The 16,533-nt window shown below is 57.4% G+C and carries 15 protein-coding genes; 14 read left to right on the forward strand and 1 reads right to left on the reverse strand.

Annotated elements, in window-relative coordinates:
• Positions 1-453: 453 nt before the first annotated feature.
• Complete coding sequence (locus IE122_RS16935) at positions 454-1,002, reverse strand: recombinase family protein (RefSeq protein ID WP_189622435.1); 549 nt, start codon at positions 1,000-1,002, stop codon at positions 454-456.
• 250 nt (positions 1,003-1,252) lie between these two features.
• Here IE122_RS16935 and IE122_RS16940 point away from each other — a divergent pair, with 250 nt between their 5' ends.
• From IE122_RS16940 to IE122_RS17005, 14 genes are all read left to right on the forward strand, one after another.
• Positions 1,253-2,419 carry a nucleotide sugar dehydrogenase gene (locus IE122_RS16940; protein WP_189622436.1) on the forward strand — a complete coding sequence of 389 codons (1,167 nt, stop codon included), beginning with the start codon at positions 1,253-1,255 and terminating at the stop codon, positions 2,417-2,419.
• A 541-nt stretch (positions 2,420-2,960) separates the two neighbouring features.
• Complete coding sequence (gene gmd, locus IE122_RS16945; protein WP_189622437.1) at positions 2,961-4,088, forward strand: GDP-mannose 4,6-dehydratase; 1,128 nt, start codon at positions 2,961-2,963, stop codon at positions 4,086-4,088.
• A gap of 13 nt (positions 4,089-4,101) precedes the next feature.
• A complete protein-coding gene (fcl, locus tag IE122_RS16950) occupies positions 4,102-5,070 on the forward strand; it encodes a GDP-L-fucose synthase (RefSeq protein ID WP_189622438.1) in 969 nt (322 codons plus the stop codon).
• Positions 5,071-5,094: 24 nt separating this feature from the next.
• Positions 5,095-5,883, forward strand: coding sequence for a WecB/TagA/CpsF family glycosyltransferase (locus IE122_RS16955; protein WP_189622439.1), 789 nt, complete (start codon positions 5,095-5,097; stop codon positions 5,881-5,883).
• A complete protein-coding gene (locus tag IE122_RS16960) occupies positions 5,835-6,686 on the forward strand; it encodes a 6-hydroxymethylpterin diphosphokinase MptE-like protein (protein WP_229814341.1) in 852 nt (283 codons plus the stop codon). Before IE122_RS16955 ends, IE122_RS16960 begins: the two co-directional genes overlap by 49 nt.
• Positions 6,687-6,699: 13 nt before the next feature.
• Positions 6,700-7,596, forward strand: coding sequence for a glycosyltransferase family 2 protein (locus IE122_RS16965; RefSeq protein WP_189622441.1), 897 nt, complete (start codon positions 6,700-6,702; stop codon positions 7,594-7,596).
• A gap of 17 nt (positions 7,597-7,613) precedes the next feature.
• A complete protein-coding gene (locus IE122_RS16970) occupies positions 7,614-8,315 on the forward strand; it encodes an acylneuraminate cytidylyltransferase family protein (RefSeq protein WP_229814343.1) in 702 nt (233 codons plus the stop codon).
• A 32-nt stretch (positions 8,316-8,347) separates the two neighbouring features.
• Positions 8,348-9,247, forward strand: a complete 900-nt coding sequence (locus IE122_RS16975; RefSeq protein WP_229814345.1) for an NAD(P)-dependent oxidoreductase — start codon at positions 8,348-8,350, stop codon at positions 9,245-9,247.
• On the forward strand, positions 9,244-9,972 hold the full coding sequence (locus tag IE122_RS16980; RefSeq protein WP_189622443.1) for an SDR family NAD(P)-dependent oxidoreductase: 729 nt from the start codon (positions 9,244-9,246) through the stop codon (positions 9,970-9,972). Before IE122_RS16975 ends, IE122_RS16980 begins: the two co-directional genes overlap by 4 nt.
• Positions 9,972-10,805, forward strand: coding sequence for an SMP-30/gluconolactonase/LRE family protein (locus tag IE122_RS16985; RefSeq protein WP_189622444.1), 834 nt, complete (start codon positions 9,972-9,974; stop codon positions 10,803-10,805). The genes IE122_RS16980 and IE122_RS16985 overlap by 1 nt, the downstream gene beginning before the upstream one ends.
• On the forward strand, positions 10,798-12,240 hold the full coding sequence (locus tag IE122_RS16990; protein ID WP_189622445.1) for a polysaccharide biosynthesis protein: 1,443 nt from the start codon (positions 10,798-10,800) through the stop codon (positions 12,238-12,240). The genes IE122_RS16985 and IE122_RS16990 overlap by 8 nt, the downstream gene beginning before the upstream one ends.
• Entirely contained in the window at positions 12,237-13,535 is a 1,299-nt protein-coding gene (locus tag IE122_RS16995; RefSeq protein WP_189622446.1) for a hypothetical protein, read from the forward strand. Before IE122_RS16990 ends, IE122_RS16995 begins: the two co-directional genes overlap by 4 nt.
• A 2-nt stretch (positions 13,536-13,537) precedes the next feature.
• Entirely contained in the window at positions 13,538-14,872 is a 1,335-nt protein-coding gene (locus tag IE122_RS17000) for an O-antigen ligase family protein (RefSeq protein ID WP_189622447.1), read from the forward strand.
• 169 nt (positions 14,873-15,041) lie between these two features.
• Positions 15,042-15,974 carry a replication initiator protein A gene (locus tag IE122_RS17005; protein WP_189622448.1) on the forward strand — a complete coding sequence of 311 codons (933 nt, stop codon included), beginning with the start codon at positions 15,042-15,044 and terminating at the stop codon, positions 15,972-15,974.
• The last annotated feature ends 559 nt before the right edge of the window (positions 15,975-16,533 follow it).

Genomic DNA, 16,533 nt, shown 5'->3' on the forward strand with positions numbered 1-16,533 from the left:
TGCGGCGCTGATGGCCCGCTATCCCGGCGCTGTGCTGGTGATCCCGCGCGAGGGCAGCGTGACCGTCGCCGGTCAGGACGTGGCCCCCGGCGGCTGCGCGCTCGCGATGTCGCTGGGCGAGGTGCAGTTCGCACGCGAGGGGACGTGCCTGCTGGCAGCGCCATGCGGGTGAGCGCAGGCTGCGCCCGGTGCTGAAGGCCCTTGCCCAATTCAGGCAAGGCCAGGAACCGTGATCCATCATCGATTGAGATCATAGGGAAGGGTGCAGACCGTACACGGCAGGAGCCGTTACAAAGTGGCGGAAATCCATGATTTTATCCTGAAAGCGGTTGTCTGACCCAGTCGGACAACGCCCAAAATCCGCACAACTCTGCCCCTCCCGACGTCAGACCCAGTCTGACCGGCAAAGCCCACGCTCCCAGCAATCCGGCGCGGCAGGGCGGAACAAGCCACTTACGCTCGCAACGCCGCGTAAAGCGTGCTCTTGCCCACGCGCAGCCGTCCGGCGGCTTCGCGCACGGTCAGGCCCTGCTCGATCATCCGCCGCGCCTTGGCGAGCAGGGGAGGGCTGATCACCGGCTTACGCCCGCCCTTGCGTCCCCGCGCGGCAGCGGCGGCAAGGCCGGCATGGGTGCGTTCGCGGATCAGGTCACGCTCGAACTGGCCGAGCGCGCCGAACAGGTGGAACACCAGGCGTCCGCCGGCGGTGGTCGTATCGATCGCCTCGGTGACCGAGCGGAAGCCGACATCGCGCCCGGCCAGATCGGCCACCGTGACGATCAGATGCGAGAGCGAGCGGCCTAGCCGGTCCAGCTTCCACACCACCAGCACGTCACCAGCGCGCGCGAAGGCAAGCGCGGCGGCCAGTCCCGGCCGATCGGCACGGGCTCCGGATGCCGTGTCCTCGAAGATCCGTTCGCATCCCGCCGCTTTCAGCGCATCGTGCTGGAGCGCGGTGGTCTGGTCGGCGGAAGAGACGCGGGCGTAGCCGATCAGAGCCATGGCCGTTGTGATCCTTGTCCGAAAATTCCGTCCGGGAATCTAAGTGTCCATCATGCCGTGGCGCAAGCTGAATTTACGGACAGATTGCGGTTGTCCGCAAAACCCTCGTTTGCTGGACCGCCACCGTCGCCCGCTGAAATGCGGGATAATCCTCTGTTCGCAGCGAATGGGGCCTCGTATAGGCGCTTGTCTGCCGGGAAGGGCAGGCAGCCCTGCGCGTGTTGCTCAAGGGGAGATAGGATTTTTCCGGATGAAGATTGCCGTGTTCGGTCTTGGTTACGTCGGCCTGTCCAATGCCGTGCTGCTGGCGCAGCATAACGCGGTGACCGCGGTCGATATCACGCAGGCGCGCGTCGATCTGGTCAATGCCCGCAAGTCGCCGATCGTCGATGCCGAGCTCGAGGAGTTCCTGGCGACCCGGTCGCTGAACCTCACCGCCACCACTGACCCGCAAACGGCGCTCGCCGGTGCCGATTATGTGATCGTCGCCACGCCGACCAATTACGATGTCGACAGCGACAAGTTCGACACCTCCTCGGTCGAGGCGGTGATCGAGATCGCCAAGGCCGCCAACCCGGCGGCGACGATCGTCATCAAATCGACCATACCGGTCGGTTTCGTCGAGGACGTGCGCCGGCGGCTCGGCACCGATCAGGTGATCTTCAGCCCCGAGTTCCTGCGCGAAGGCCGCGCGCTCTACGACAACCTCCACCCATCCCGCATCATCGTCGGCGAGCGCTCCGAACGGGCGCGGATCTTCGCAGACTTGCTGCTGCAGGGTGCGGAGAAGCAGGACGTCGAGATCCTCTTCACCGATCCCGCCGAGGCCGAGGCGATCAAGCTTTTCGCCAACACCTACCTCGCCATGCGGGTCGCCTTCTTCAACGAGCTCGACAGCTATGCGATCGCTCACGGCATGGACACGCGCCAGATCATCGAGGGCGTCGGTCTCGATCCGCGCATCGGCCGGCACTACAACAACCCCAGCTTCGGCTATGGTGGCTACTGCCTGCCCAAGGACACCAAGCAGCTTCTGGCCAACTACTCCGAAGTGCCGCAAAACCTGATCCGCGCGATCGTTGACGCCAACCGCACCCGCAAGGACTTCCTCGCCGACCAGATCATCGCCCGCAAACCGGCGAAAGTCGGTGTGTTTCGCCTCGTGATGAAGGCCGGATCGGACAATTTCCGACAGTCCTCGATCCAGGGCATCATGAAGCGGATCAAGGCCAAGGGCATCGAGGTGGTAATCTACGAGCCGGCGATGAAGGATGCGACATTCTTCGGATCGAAGGTGGAGCGCGACCTGGCGACCTTCAAGGAGGCATGCGACGTCATCATCGCCAACCGCATGACCGCCGAGATCGAGGACGTGAAGGACAAGGTGTTCACGCGCGATCTGTTCGGGTCGGATTGAGGCTGGCGTATGGTGCTGACTGTGTTCCCAGAGCTCGAGCGCGCCCTGATCACCGGCGCACTGAGAATGCCGCTCCGCTACGCCTGGATGCCGCTTCAGGCGCTATCCAAGTGAGGCACATGTTGGCCCGCGTGCCGGAGGAATTGCTAGGTGCCATTATGCGACGCTTTGCCGCCTCTTGGCGATGAGTTTCGCACCCTCTTGAGCTCTGCAAATAGCCTCTGTTCGGAACGGGAATAGTCACTTATACGATAATTGTGCACATGCAGCATGATCGCTCGGAACTAGGAAACAGGTAAGCCTGGCATGACCGTCGCAGTTTTCGGCCCTGGCTGTTTCCTAGCCCAGGACACCAAGCAGTTTGCTGCACGCAAGGGCTATTTTCGGCTCTCCGACGTCGCATGGAAGGTGGAACGAGCGCGATTATCGCTGACAGCATGACTGTCGAGATCGCGAATGTGCAAGAAGGTTTCCGTCTGCGTCTTGTTTGGTTCGGACTGAACCGAGATACGAGTGCATTCGTTTTTGAAGGGGACGTGAATTGAACGGTAAGAAGGTAGCCCTGATTACGGGTGTTACAGGCCAGGATGGTTCGTACCTTGCCGAATTCCTGCTTGAGAAGGGCTACGAGGTGCACGGCATCAAGCGCCGGGCCTCGCTGTTCAATACGCAGCGGATCGATCACATCTATCAGGACCCCCATGCCCCTTCGCCGGACCTGAAGTTGCACTACGGCGACCTGTCCGACACCTCGAACCTCACGCGCATTATCCAGCAGATCCAGCCCGACGAGGTCTACAACCTCGGTGCGCAGAGCCACGTTGCGGTCAGCTTCGAGGCGCCCGAGTACACGGCCGATGTCGATGGCCTGGGCACCCTGCGTCTGCTCGAGGCGATCCGCTTCCTCGGGCTCGAGAAGAAGACCCGTTTCTACCAGGCCTCGACTTCCGAGCTATACGGTCTGGTCCAGGAGATTCCGCAACGCGAGACGACGCCGTTCTATCCGCGCTCGCCTTATGCCGTCGCCAAGCTCTACGCCTATTGGATCACGGTGAACTACCGCGAGGCCTATGGCATGTATGCCTGCAACGGCGTGCTGTTCAACCACGAGAGCCCGCGGCGTGGCGAGACTTTCGTGACGCGCAAGATCACTCGCGGGCTCTCCAACATCGCGCAAGGGCTCGAACCTTGCCTGTATATGGGCAACATCGACAGCTTGCGCGACTGGGGCCATGCCAAGGACTACGTGCGCATGCAGTGGATGATGCTGCAGCAGGACCAGGCCGAGGACTTCGTTATCGCCACCGGCGTCCAGTACTCGGTGCGCGAGTTCATCGCTTGGTCCGCCCAGCACCTGGGCGTCACCTTGCGCTTCGAAGGCGAGGGCGTGGACGAGGTCGGCATCGTCGAGGCTGTCACTGGGGGGGATGCGCCGTCGGTCGCGGTCGGCGATGTGATCGTGCGCATTGATCCGCGCTACTTCCGCCCCGCCGAGGTCGACACCCTGCTGGGAGATCCGGCTAGAGCCAAAGAGCGGCTTGGCTGGGTTCCGGAGATCAGCGTACAGACCATGTGCGCCGAGATGGTCGCGGAGGACCTCAAGGTCGCCAAGCGCCACGCGCTCCTCAAAGAGCACGGCTACAACATCCCCGTGTCGCTGGAAGGCTGAAGGAGAAGCCGACATGCGCGTTTACGTCGCAGGACATCGCGGGATGGTGGGCGGAGCCATCGCCCGCAAGCTGACCGAGCGCGGGGTCGAGGTGGTCACCCGCACACACGCCGAGCTCGACCTGACCGACCAAGTTGCGGTGCGCACCTTCTTCGCGGGCCAGCAGCTTGACGGGGTGGTGCTGGCGGCGGCGAAGGTGGGCGGCATCCACGCCAACAACACCTACCCGGCCGAGTTCATCTACGAGAACCTGATGATTGAGGCTAACGTCGTTCACCAGGCCTATGCGGCAGGGGTTCAGCGCCTGCTGTTCCTGGGCTCCTCGTGCATCTACCCGCGCGCGGTACCCCAGCCCATGCGCGAGGATGCGCTGCTGACCGGCATCCTCGAGCCCACCAACGAGCCCTACGCAATCGCCAAGATCGCCGGCATCAAGCTGTGCGAGAGCTACAACCGGCAGTATGGTACCGACTACCGCAGTGTCATGCCGACCAATCTCTATGGTCCGGGTGACAACTTCCATCCTGAGAACAGTCACGTGATGCCTGCTCTGATCCGTCGCTTCCACGAGGCGGTGCAGAGCGGTGCCAAGGAAGTCGCGATCTGGGGCAGCGGCACCCCGCGTCGGGAGTTTCTTCACGTCGATGATATGGCCGAGGCATCGTTGTTCGTTTTCGATCTCGACAAGGCAAGCTACGAGGCGAACACTCAACCGATGCTCAGTCACATAAACGTAGGCTACGGCGAGGATGTGACGATTCGCGAACTGGCTCAACTGGTGAGCCAAGTCACTGGCTTCCAGGGGCAGATCGTGTTCGACGCAAGCAAGCCCGATGGCACCATGCGCAAACTCATGGATTCAAGTCGGTTGAAGAACATGGGATGGCATCCATCAGTTGATCTCTCCCATGGAGTGAAGAACACCTACGCCTGGTTTCTGACCAATGTTGCGCCGCTTCAGTCCCTATCGACAGTGCGCTGACGTAGTTCGAGGAGCGCACTAAACATGTACGGCAAATTAGCCACATATGACGTACTGGGTGTGCCAATTACCGTCACAACAATTACGCAGGCAGCTCAGACAATCGAAGCTTGGGCACAAGACGATGTAGGGCGCTTCGTATGCATCCGCGATGTGCCCAGTTTGATGGCTATTAATGGGGACTCGGCAATTCGAGACCTTCACTTTGAAGCGGCAATGATCACTCCCGACAGTTCATATATTGCGCTCATAGGGCAATTGAGAGGGTTGCCTGTTGAGCAGACTAGCGGGCCAGATCTAATTGACTTAGTAGCGCAGCGGTCCATCGAAAATGGTATGTCACATTACTTCTATGGGGGACGGGAAGGAGTCGCTCAAGAACTAGCTGAGATTTTCATACGACGCTATCCGGGATTTCGAGTTGCAGGAGCAGAGTGCCCACCATTTCGCGAACTTACCGGAGCAGAAGATGAGGCTGTGATTGAAAGGATCAAATCGTCAGGCGCGGATGTGGTGTGGGTGGGGATATCAAGCCCCAAGCAGGACGTGTGGATGCGCGATCATTACAAGCACCTGCCCCAAACGCTGATCGGCGTCGGAGCCGCTTTCGATTTTCATACGGGCACCGTGAAACGGGCCCCCCTCTGGATGCGTGAAGCGAGGCTTGAATGGGCCTATCGCCTTGCACGCGAGCCACGGCGCCTCTGGCGCCGATATCTTATTCAGGCGCCTAAGTTTGTCTTCATGGTTGCGCGGAGCGCCTTATGGAGGCGTCTAGCGATGGCGCCGAAGCCCGGAGATTCCTGCAAATGAGAATGGCATTAGGCGAAATTACGTTCGATCGCGCCAAACATGCGATCGAGCGAAGAATTCGCGATCAAGCGGTCCGCTGGGAATGGGCCTTCGGGGCCGATGCCCGGAGAAATCGTGCACGCTTGGAGCGTCTAAGAGACTCATGTGCCGGCGAGTGCGTCGTTGTTATCTGCAACGGCCCGTCATTGAACCGTGTGGATATGAATCTTGTTAAAGAACAAAAATCGATATGTATGAATCGATCATACATAATGTTTGATTCATGGGGCTTTGTGCCGACATATTTTACTTCCATAAACCATCTAGTCCTAGATCAATTTTCAGAAGACATTAAAGGGTTGGAGATGGTGAAATTTGTCGATTTCACGCATCGCCGTAAGCTGCCGGAGAATGACGGATTTTTATATTTCCGAATACCGCCATCCTTCAGAGACTCTTTTCAGCCGGATCTCACAAGACCCATCACGTCCGGTGGCACCGTCACGTATGTCTCACTTCAGCTTGCCTTCTACATGGGTTTTGCAAAAGTGATTATTATCGGCATGGATCACCGGTTCTCTGCAGTGGGAACGCCCAATGCATCTGAGATCCGTTCGGCGGAAAAAGACGATGATCACGTCCACCCAGACTATTTTCCCAAAGGAATAAAGTGGCAGCTTCCAGATCTCTATAGATCGGAACTCGCGTATCGAGAAGCACGCACAATGTTTGAGAAAAACGGACGCCGCATTATCGACGCGACAATCGATGGAGCGTGCAACGTGTTCGAAAAAATGCCCTTGGAAAAGGCCCTATCGGCGTAGAGAGACGGTCGTCATGGGAAATTCTGTCGATATCAGCATCGTTATCCGAACGCTTAACGAAGCGCAGTGGATGCCGCAATTGCTCGACGCGATAGCTGACCAAGATTTGAGTGGGATGACGGCGGAAACCATCGTAGTTGATTCAGGATCGACCGATCGAACCTATGAATTGTCTGAGGCACGCGGGTGCCGCATGGTGACTATCGAAAAATCGCAGTTCACATTTGGCCGCTCACTCAATTATGGGTGCTCTGCCGCAAGAGGAAAGTGGCTAGTTTTTATAAGCGGCCATTGCATTCCCGTAGGGAGGCAATGGTTGGCCAATCTAGTTTCTCCTGTCGCTCGGGGCGAATGTAGTTACAGCTATGGCCGACAAATTGGCCTCACAGGAATTACGAAGTTCTCTGAGCGACAGTTATTTGATAAATATTTTCCTTCTGTGTCGAGTTTGCAGCAAGGAGGTTTTTTTTGTAATAACGCCAACTCGGCTTTGAGTAAAAAAGTCTGGGATGACGATCGATTTGATGAAAATTTAACAGGTCTTGAAGACATGGAATTGGCAAAGCGGCTATATTCCAAAGGTCATGCCATCTCTTATGTTCCGGATGCGGCGGTTGAGCACATCCATGAAGAGTCATGGGAGAAGGTCCGGCGTCGTTATGAGCGAGAGGCATTGGCTCTGCGCGATATCATGCCTGAGGTGACGCTGGGTGTGCGAGACTGCCTGCGATACACTGCAGCCGGCATATTGTTCGATTTTGCGGCGGCCCTGAAGGAGCGGTGCTTGCACCGCGAAATGGCGGGCATCGTAATGTTCCGGGCGATGCAATACATGGGTACGTATCGAGGAAATCATTTACATCGCGAGTTATCGCGCGCATCAAAAGAGAAGTATTTTTATCCAAAATAAATTAACGGGATAATTCTGTGGCAAAAATCGTAGCTTTGCTTCCTATGAAGGCGCACAGCGCGCGAGTTTCTGGCAAGAACTTCAGGGTTCTGGTTAACAAACCGCTGTTTCGCTGGGTGCTGGATTCACTTGTTTCAGTTGATGAAATTGATCAGATCATCATCAATACGGATGCGCGGGATATTCTGGCTAGTAATGGCTTGGTCGATGGGTTCGGAGGCGGGAAAGTCCTTGTACGTGACCGGCGACCTGAGATTTGCGGTGACTTCGTGCCCATGAACACCATCATCGAAGATGATCTCGCGGCGGTCGAGGCTCAGGCTTACCTGATGACGCACACCACCAATCCGTTTCTTTCGGCGGGAACGATTCAAAAGGCACTTCAAGCCTATGGCGAAGCGGTCGAGCAAGGAACGGCAGACTCCCTTTTCACCGTGAACAAGATACAGACCCGTTTTTATCGCCAAGATGGCAGTGCGGTAAATCATGATCCCAACGTCCTTTTGCGCACGCAGGATCTGGAGCCCTGGTTTGAGGAGAACTCGAATCTCTATGTCTTCAGCAAGGCAAGCTTTGCGGCAACCAACGCACGGATCGGCGGCAAGCCGATGATGTTTGAGACGCCCATGCTCGAGTCCATCGATATCGACACGCCCGAGCAGTGGGAGGTGGCTGAAGCGGTTGGTACTTACAAGCTGCAAGCGGAGCGGGCGTTATGAAGGTTCTTGTTACCTGCCCTCCCATGTTGGGGATGATCGACGAGTTCCGGCCATTGTTCGAAAAGTCCGGGGTAGATTTGCATGCCGCCAAGGTGGTGCAGATCATGACGGAAGATGAACTAGAAGCGTTGTTGCCGGAATTCGATGGCTGGATCATCGGTGATGATCCAGCTTCGCGCAAGGTTCTGGAAGCGGGTGCTGGCGGAAAGCTCTCGGCGATCGTTAAGTGGGGCGTCGGTGTCGATAACGTCGATTTCAAGGCGGCAGCCGATCTCGGCTTGAAGTCCTGCAACACGCCGGGTGTTTTCGGGCGTGAAGTGGCGGATCTGGCGATGAACTACGTCGGCGGCCTGGCGCGGCACAGCTTCTATATCGATCGGCAAATACGCAATGCGGGTGAATGGCCCAAACCGGCAGGCATCTCGCTTGCTGGCAAGACAGTTGCGCTCGTGGGCTATGGGGATATCGGGCGGAGCACCGCGACGCGCCTTCTGGCTGCGGAAATGATCCTGAATGTTTATGATCCCGCATTTAGCTCTGAGCCGACCGATACGTTGCGTTCAAAGACGTGGCCGGAAGGACTGGAAGAGGCTGACTTCCTAGTTTTCACCTGCCCGCTGGTTCCCGCGACCCACCATATGTTCAATGACGACATCCTGCCTCTGCTTAAGCCCGGTGTGCGTGTGGTCAACGTCGGGCGCGGGCCGGTGATCAAGGAAAGCGCGCTGATTGATGCTCTGGAAAGGGGTATCGTGCATTCGGCAGCGCTTGACGTTTTTGAAGTGGAGCCACTGCCGGTCGACAGTCCGCTTCGTGCCTACCCGTTCAACATTTTCGGGTCACATAACGCTTCCAATACGCGCGATGCCGTCCGCCGCGTCAGCTTGCTGGCAATAGAGCGCATGTTCGCGTTTCTTGGTCTGGAAGGATGAAAGTTGTCCTTGTCACCGGTGCAGGTGGCGGCATCGGCAAAGCGATGGTCGAGGCCTTCCATGAGGGCGGATATTATGTGATCGGAAGCGACCTGGCTTGCAACAGGGTGACGTGCGATGCTTTTTTGGCGTGCGATCTCGCTGAAGTGGCCGTTGATGCAAGCGCTGGTGAACAGTTTGCCGCGGCGCTGGAACAGGCTCTCGATGGCCGGCCGTTATCTGCGCTGGTCAACAATGCCGCAGCCCAGATTCTCGGCAGAACACCGGACATCTCGCTAGACAGCTTCCGGCGATCGCTTGACATCAATCTCGTGGCTCCGTTTCGTCTGTCTCAGTTGGCCTTGCGCTTTCTGGAACCAGGAGGATGCGTGCTGAACATTGGTTCGGTCCACGCCACCGCAACCAAACCTGGCTTTGTCAGCTATGCCACCAGCAAGGCGGCGATACATGGCCTGACGCGGGCGCTCGCGGTCGATCTAGGACCCCAATGCCGGGTGATCTGCCTGGCACCGGCGGCAACGGCCACCGAAATGTTGGTCGCGGGGTTCAAGGACAACCCCGCAGGTTTGACGCAACTGGGCGCAGTGCATCCGCTCAACCGCGTGGCAAACCCCGAAGAAATTGCACGAATGGCTGTATCGCTGGCAAGCGAAGCCCATTTCTGTACGGGCACCACGATCTACGCCGATGGCGGCATCCTCTCGCGATTGCACGATCCAGAGTGATGGCACCGGTCATCGAACAGATACCCGGCGCGCGCCCTTGCGAACTCGGGGAAGGGGCCTTTTGGAATGCCGCCGATCAAAGCCTATGGTGGGTGGATATCCGAGGAAAAACGCTCTTCAAGCATGATCCCCAAAGCGGCAGGCTACACAACTGGACTATGAGCGAATGGATCACCCGCGCCATTCCTTTCGGCACCGAAGGCGATTTGCTGGTTACCCTCGCTTCCACGTTCGGGCACCTCAAGCGCCAGGGTGAAGGCTTCAACTTCCACTCGCTGCTACCGCTTGATGAGCCGGGCATGCGATTCAACGATGGTGCCCTTGATCCTGATGGTTATCTCTGGGCAGGCACGATGCGTGTGGATGAGGATGCTCAGTCTGGGAGGTGGTGGCGTTTTGCTACAGACGGCAGCAGTCGTCGGAGACTGGATACGCCGGCGTTTACGGTAACCAATGGACCAGCTTTTGATGCCGCCAACGCCAAAGTCTATCTGACGGACAGTGCCGCGCAGATCATCTATCGGGGAAACTATGACGCCGGAGCCGGGGTGACGGGCTTGGCCCCTTGGCGTCAATTCGAGGCGGGAGATGGTTGCCCCGACGGCATGATAATCGGACCAGACAACCTGTTGTGGGTGGCTTTCTGGGACGGTGCCTGTCTGAGGGCATTCGACGAGACCGGCAGCATTGTGCATCAGGTAGAGTTGCCAGTGATGCGCCCGACAAGCATTGCCTTTGCTGATGACGCCATTCTCTATGCCACCAGCGCCCAGTTCGGTTTGCAAAATGACGGGGTTCAAGGTCAGACCCTGCGGATAAGACTGCGTGACTGACGCCCGGACGGTCTATCCGGGCGGAGCGCCGTTTCGCAAGCTGACGAAGATCACCAATTCGCCGCCGGCGATGCTCGCCTTTTCAAGTTTCGCAAGAGCGGGCAGCTACCTGCTGCCGGTGCCAGCCTTATATCATGTCGGCAGCACCACCGCCGCATTCTGGCTGTTGGCGACGACGCTGATTGGCATGCAGAACCTGCTTTTCCTCGGTGCCCCCCAGATTTTGGTGCGCATGCTCGCGGTTGCGGAAAGTGCCCACGGTCATGGTCATGTGGCAGAGCAGCAGGTAAGCGTGGGCGATCTGGCAAGATTGATGCGGATCGTCTTCGGAGGGGCGGCCATCGTTGTAACGGTCGCCATGCTCACTCTTGGCACATGGTCGGTGATGACAGTGGCGCGGCGGCTTCCGGACGCAAGTGACGTTTGGGGCGCATGGCTGGTCATTGCACTCAGCAGCCCGCTGCGCATCATCATCCTGTCCCGCCTGACCTTTCTGAACGGTTTGGGTGAAATAGCCCGGCCACGAATGAACGACGGCCTGTCCTGGGTCATCAGCGGTCTCTTATCGACATTGGCGATCCTTGCGACGGGATCCCTTTTGATAATGGCGCTGGCATCGCAGCTGCCCATTGCGATTTCCGCCATCCTTCTCGCCCGGATGGCGGATGCCAAAGGCTGGAGGACTTTTCTGCATACGCCCGCCCGCACGCCGATCGGGCAGATTGCAGGTCGTGTGTGGCCTCCTGCTTGGCGCGCAGGGCTGGGTTCTCTGCTGAGTACGGGCGCCCGCCAGGGGGCGGGCATCGTCCTGGCCCAATTTGTCAGCCCGGCCCAGACCGCAGGCTATCTGCTGGCCCTCAACGGTATCTCCGTGATGATGATGCTGAGCGCCGCCCCGCTTCAATCCGCACTGCATACTATGGCAGGCCACTATGCGCGAGGTGAGACCGCCGCGCACAACCGCCAAGCCGAGGCAGCGCGTGCCCGCTCCCTCTGGGTAACCACCATGTTGGCCGGAGGCGTGGCCTTCGCCATACCCCTACTGCCGATTATCGGATGGAGGCATGCATTCGTAGACGTGCCCACATGGGCGCTTTTGGCGGCAGGTCTGATGGTTCAACGCTACGGCGCGGCTCATCTTCAACATTATACGATAACCAATCACGTCACCTGGCACTGGCTGGACGGACTGACGGGTGTCTTCAATATCCTGTTCTGCGTAGCCCTCATTCCCCTGGCGGGAACGAAGGGGGCCGCGCTGGCGAATTTGCTCAGCCTGTTGCCGCTCTATGCCTGGTTGCCGACCCGCATGGCCGTCCGCCGATTTGACATCCCTTGGCCAAAGGCAGACATTCGCTCTGCCGTTTTGCCTGCTGTCGCCTTGGGACTGATCCTCGCGATGAGTTTGGCGCTGGGAGGAGCCTTGGCGAGATGAGCATTTCTCACCTATCCCGACGCGCTGCTTTGGTGGGAGGGGGATGGGCGATGCTGGGCCTGCCTAAAGCGGCCGGGCTATCGGAGTCAGCGCTCCTCGATAAGACGATAATACCTACTGCATCAGACGTTTGCTTTTCATCCCGCTTTGGGGATCCCAAAGCACTGCCGATAGCCAAAGCTCTCGGTGCGAACCGTCTTGATTGGACATACTCAACCAATAAGGACTTTTTACGGCAGGCAAAAATTTTTGGTCTCAATGTCATTGGGGGCACAATCAACATGTGCCCGCCAGACATACCAGGAAGCACTCGACCAACATATTTGAGAGGTAGGCAGCAGAACTATAGAGGCGATTTTATTGTCGCCCCTTGGATGTCAGGGGAGGGGCGGAACTGGGGTTGTGTAAATAATCCAGATTTTCTTCTGATATTATTGCACATGGCTCAAAATGCGCTGTCCGCAGGGTGTGATTATTTGCAGTTTGACGATCCTGCCGGCGCAGTGCAGTCTGTTTCATGGGGGGGGTGTTGGTGTGATTTTTGCAGGGCTGCCGCGAAAAAGTACGGATTGTCCTTGAAAAATCAAATGCTTGACATTCAAAAGCGCAGCCTTTTGGACTTCATAAGTAATTTTCGGCAAAAGCTTGATGAAATCAACGGAAAGCGCATAATAATATCTTGCAATAACTACAATGGAGATATGGGCGAGCCTTCCACTGCATTTGATTTTGGAATTTGTGAAATTCAAGAAGATAATTGCAGTTATATATCAATAAAATCTTTATTTAATAATTATCGGAAAAAAGAATGGATGCAGGTTTTTACGTTTAGGACTGGAGACGTATATCTTAATCGTCTTCTTATTTCCGCGGCACACGCGTTGGGGGGGAGTTCGATTATCCCGTGGGACATTTATATGGGTTCCGGGCGACCGCGATTCTTCGGTGCGACGGAGGATTTTTTTGACGTATATGCTCAGGTCCGGGCGTTAGGTCCGCTCCTTTCGGGAGCTGAGGAGGCAAATTATCTGCCTGAAGACATCCTAACTGCCGACGGGCTAAACACTCTAAAGCGTTCGGGAATGGAAACGGTCATCAGATCGTACGGGACCCTTACAATCATGCATGTGTTACCAAGCAATCGGCCAACCGAGGGTGAAATCCCTCTACCATTTCCGAAAGTTCCGTTTAAAGTGAATTACTTAATGTCGAGAGGTGGGCGGTCAAGTTCCCATATCCAGCGGATGTCGCTTTCCAGCCATACCTGGTCAACCGTCGTGATGGAGAAAAGGTAGCCATGCAGAGTTGGCCGGTTGTTCTGGTGGGGATCTTGTTTTTCCTGGTATTCTCCGTGACGGGCATATCTTCTGGTCTGGGTCTGCCGTTGGCGCTGCCGTTGGGTTTGCTTGCCCTAGTTATCGGATTGATGTCCGGTTTATATTTCCTAGGTTTAGCTAAAATTCGCCTTCCTCGCTCATCGTTTGGTCTCTTGGTGCCGGCCGCACTTATGGTAATTACCTTCGTGTTTGCAGCTATTCGTGCAAACTCTTCGACTGATTCGGTTGTAACGGATCGGGCGCATAGTGACGAGGTTTACTATATCCTTTGTTTAACCACGGCCGCCTTGAGTGGAATGTTCATAACTGCCATCCGAAAATTTGACGGAGCCTCGGCGCTGGAAAAAGCCATGTTTTTCGCGCTAGGCTTCCTGTGCTTCACTCAGATTGTCTTGCTGATTATGGGCATCAAGAATAAGCTCACGGATGATCTGCCATCCCTACAAACCGAGGCTCAGGCGCTGAGCCTGCTCGGTCTGCATGTGCAAAGATTTATACCGGCCATTTCTACTAATGTGAATGGAGCGGCGGTGGCGCCGATGGCGGTTATCTCGCTTGCAGCTCTTCGTAAACCTCGATCCAAGTCGATTACGATAGGTTTGGCTGCGATCAGCTTATTTCTACTATTACTGATAGATGCTAAATCTTTCGCTATTGCTGCTTTCGCGGCGCTTGGATTATTCACGCTGTTCCGGTCATTTCCTTCTGTCCTCGCAACGATTGCGGTTGTTATTCCTGCGCTACCGCCCGCTATAACCTTATCAAAGGATTTTCTCTGGCTGTCGTTCCTAGATCAGCGAAAATCATATTATGGGATGTTCACCGGTCGCGAGCATATTTGGGACGGCTTTTGGGCGGTCTGGCTGAAGGCGGACGATTTTCACCGATTTTTCGGATACGGGCTGTTGGGGCAAAACACCAGCGGGATGTATCTAAAATATAAAGATATGTTCACGGATTACCAAACGATCACAAAAACGACTGCCACACTTCACAATAGCTATCTTCAGATTCTTGCTGATACTGGGATATTCGGCTTAACAATAAACATGTTATTGTTGTGGGTTCTGGTTAGAACTGCTGCAGCATGGGCAAAGAACGGTGAAGAAAGTAATGTTTGGGGTGCCTTTACAGTGCTCACCATTTCCTTGGCCATCGCCGCAGGCACGGAGGTTGCGTTGACCGTCTACATGCGGGAGAGTTTCGCTTTGTACATTTTTCTGATCGTGGCGGTTCTGACCTTGCGGAGTGCCAAGCGTGAGAACGCCGGTCGGGCCAGCATCCGGCGTCCGTGAACCATCTTCTTGTGCTTGATCTCGTGGCTTAACGGTTTGTGTCTCTCCGCTCTTGCCGGGAGCCAATGTTGAATGTCCTGCTCTCACCCCATTCGTGCTTTCGAGTAGGAATTCCCCCGCCGGCCTTGCCCCCTTCCCTCCCCCTCCCCGGCGTGAGATACCGCAGGCCATGACCCCGCCCACGCCCCAAGGCGAGCTGTTCCTGCTCGATAGCCCGCTCACCGGCGAGATCCGGGGGGAGCGCTCGCTCATGGCGTTTCCGTTCTTCGCGCTCAGTAAGAACGCCTGGATGAAGCCGCTGGCCTATGCCACCGGCGATGTCTCGATCGAGGTGCGGCCGAGTGCGCGCGGGGTGGCGACGATCTATGACAAGGAGATCGTGCTCTACATCGCCTCGCTGATGGCGGCCAAGCTCGACCAGGGGGCGGCGGTGGCGCAGGATTTCGTGTTCACCGCGCACGACCTGTTCAGCGTCACCGGGGCCAACCATTCGGCCCGCTCCTATGCCCGCCTCGCCGATGCGCTGGAGCGACTGCAGGGCACGCAGATCCGCACCAACATCGAGGCCGGCGGCGAGGGCGAGGAAGGGTTCTTCTCGTGGCTGTCCGAGGCGCGGCTGCAATATGCCCGCACGCGCAGCGGCGATAAGCGGCTGAAAGCCGTGAAGGTGCGGCTATGTGACTGGCTGTTCAGGGCAATCCTGCGCGATCGGCAAGTGCTTGATTATGCTTCCACTTATTTCCAGCTCGGTCCGATCGAGCGGCGGATCTACGAAGTGGCGCGCTCGACCTGCGTCGAGGGCGAGCCGCTCGAAATCGACCTGGCGACCTTTCGCCTGCAGATCGGCTTCCAGAACCATCTCGCCAACTTCCGCATCGCCGTGCGCCAGATCGCCGCCGCCGGGGCGATCCCCGACTATCACCTGCAACTGATCGAGGAAGCGCCGGCCGATGCCCCGGTACCCGAAGGCGAACCGGGACGCCGGACGGGGCGCAAGGCGGGCCGCGCGAAAGTGATCATCACGCGCCGCGCTCCGGCGCTGACAGAAGAGGCGCAAGCCGAAGCCGGCATCGGCGAGCAGGACGCCCCCTCCTTCCTCTGAAAGAGCCGCGCAAAGCGCTTCGCGGCGGCACCGGCCCTCTCCCCACCCGGCCACCCGCCGGCAGTATTCTATGGGAGGCCGGGTGGGGGAGAGGGCCGGTGCCGCATGCGCCGAAGGAAGCACGCCCAGGTGATTCGCGACCGGCGGGCAATTCCTACTCGAAAGCACGAATGCGCGGGCTCATTCCTACGCGAAAGCACGAATCGAAAGGGCAATTCCTACTCGAAAGCACGAACTTTTTCGGTGCATTGTACTCGAAAGCACGAACCGCAAGCGCTTCCGATGTAGGATTTTTGCTGCGACAATGGGCCCCGCCGGCATCTGGCCGGCATTGCGCAGCGAAGGGGCGGCCGTGACCACATAAAAGAAAGCCCGGCACGAAGGCCGGGCATCCCAATTCAGGGTAGAGAACCGACGTCTGCAAACGTCGATAAGCAACTCCAAGTGCTCCCTCTCTACCCCGGATAGACTTCGGTTTCAAGGATGCGCGCTTCGCGCCACGGAAATCTTTTGCCCGGTGACGGCCTTCCGCGATGGAGGGACGAATGGCGAGCTATAC

This window comes from Novosphingobium colocasiae, assembly GCF_014652555.1.
Taxonomy (GTDB): Bacteria; Pseudomonadota; Alphaproteobacteria; order Sphingomonadales; family Sphingomonadaceae; genus Novosphingobium; species Novosphingobium colocasiae.

Bases quoted from the DNA above. Each gene is read 5' to 3' on its own strand.
- IE122_RS16975 (WP_229814345.1), top strand. From the start codon at position 8,348: ATGATCGACGAGTTCCGGCCATTGTTCGAAAAGTCCGGGGTAGATTTG.
- IE122_RS16995 (WP_189622446.1), top strand. From the start codon at position 12,237: ATGAGCATTTCTCACCTATCCCGACGCGCTGCTTTGGTGGGAGGGGGA.
- IE122_RS16965 (WP_189622441.1), top strand. From the start codon at position 6,700: ATGGGAAATTCTGTCGATATCAGCATCGTTATCCGAACGCTTAACGAA.
- IE122_RS16980 (WP_189622443.1), top strand. From the start codon at position 9,244: ATGAAAGTTGTCCTTGTCACCGGTGCAGGTGGCGGCATCGGCAAAGCG.
- fcl (WP_189622438.1), top strand. From the start codon at position 4,102: ATGCGCGTTTACGTCGCAGGACATCGCGGGATGGTGGGCGGAGCCATC.
- IE122_RS16940 (WP_189622436.1), top strand. From the start codon at position 1,253: ATGAAGATTGCCGTGTTCGGTCTTGGTTACGTCGGCCTGTCCAATGCC.
- IE122_RS17000 (WP_189622447.1), top strand. From the start codon at position 13,538: ATGCAGAGTTGGCCGGTTGTTCTGGTGGGGATCTTGTTTTTCCTGGTA.
- IE122_RS17005 (WP_189622448.1), top strand. From the start codon at position 15,042: ATGACCCCGCCCACGCCCCAAGGCGAGCTGTTCCTGCTCGATAGCCCG.
- IE122_RS16960 (WP_229814341.1), top strand. From the start codon at position 5,835: ATGGAGGCGTCTAGCGATGGCGCCGAAGCCCGGAGATTCCTGCAAATG.
- IE122_RS16955 (WP_189622439.1), top strand. From the start codon at position 5,095: ATGTACGGCAAATTAGCCACATATGACGTACTGGGTGTGCCAATTACC.
- IE122_RS16935 (WP_189622435.1), bottom strand. From the start codon at position 1,002: ATGGCTCTGATCGGCTACGCCCGCGTCTCTTCCGCCGACCAGACCACC.
- IE122_RS16985 (WP_189622444.1), top strand. From the start codon at position 9,972: ATGGCACCGGTCATCGAACAGATACCCGGCGCGCGCCCTTGCGAACTC.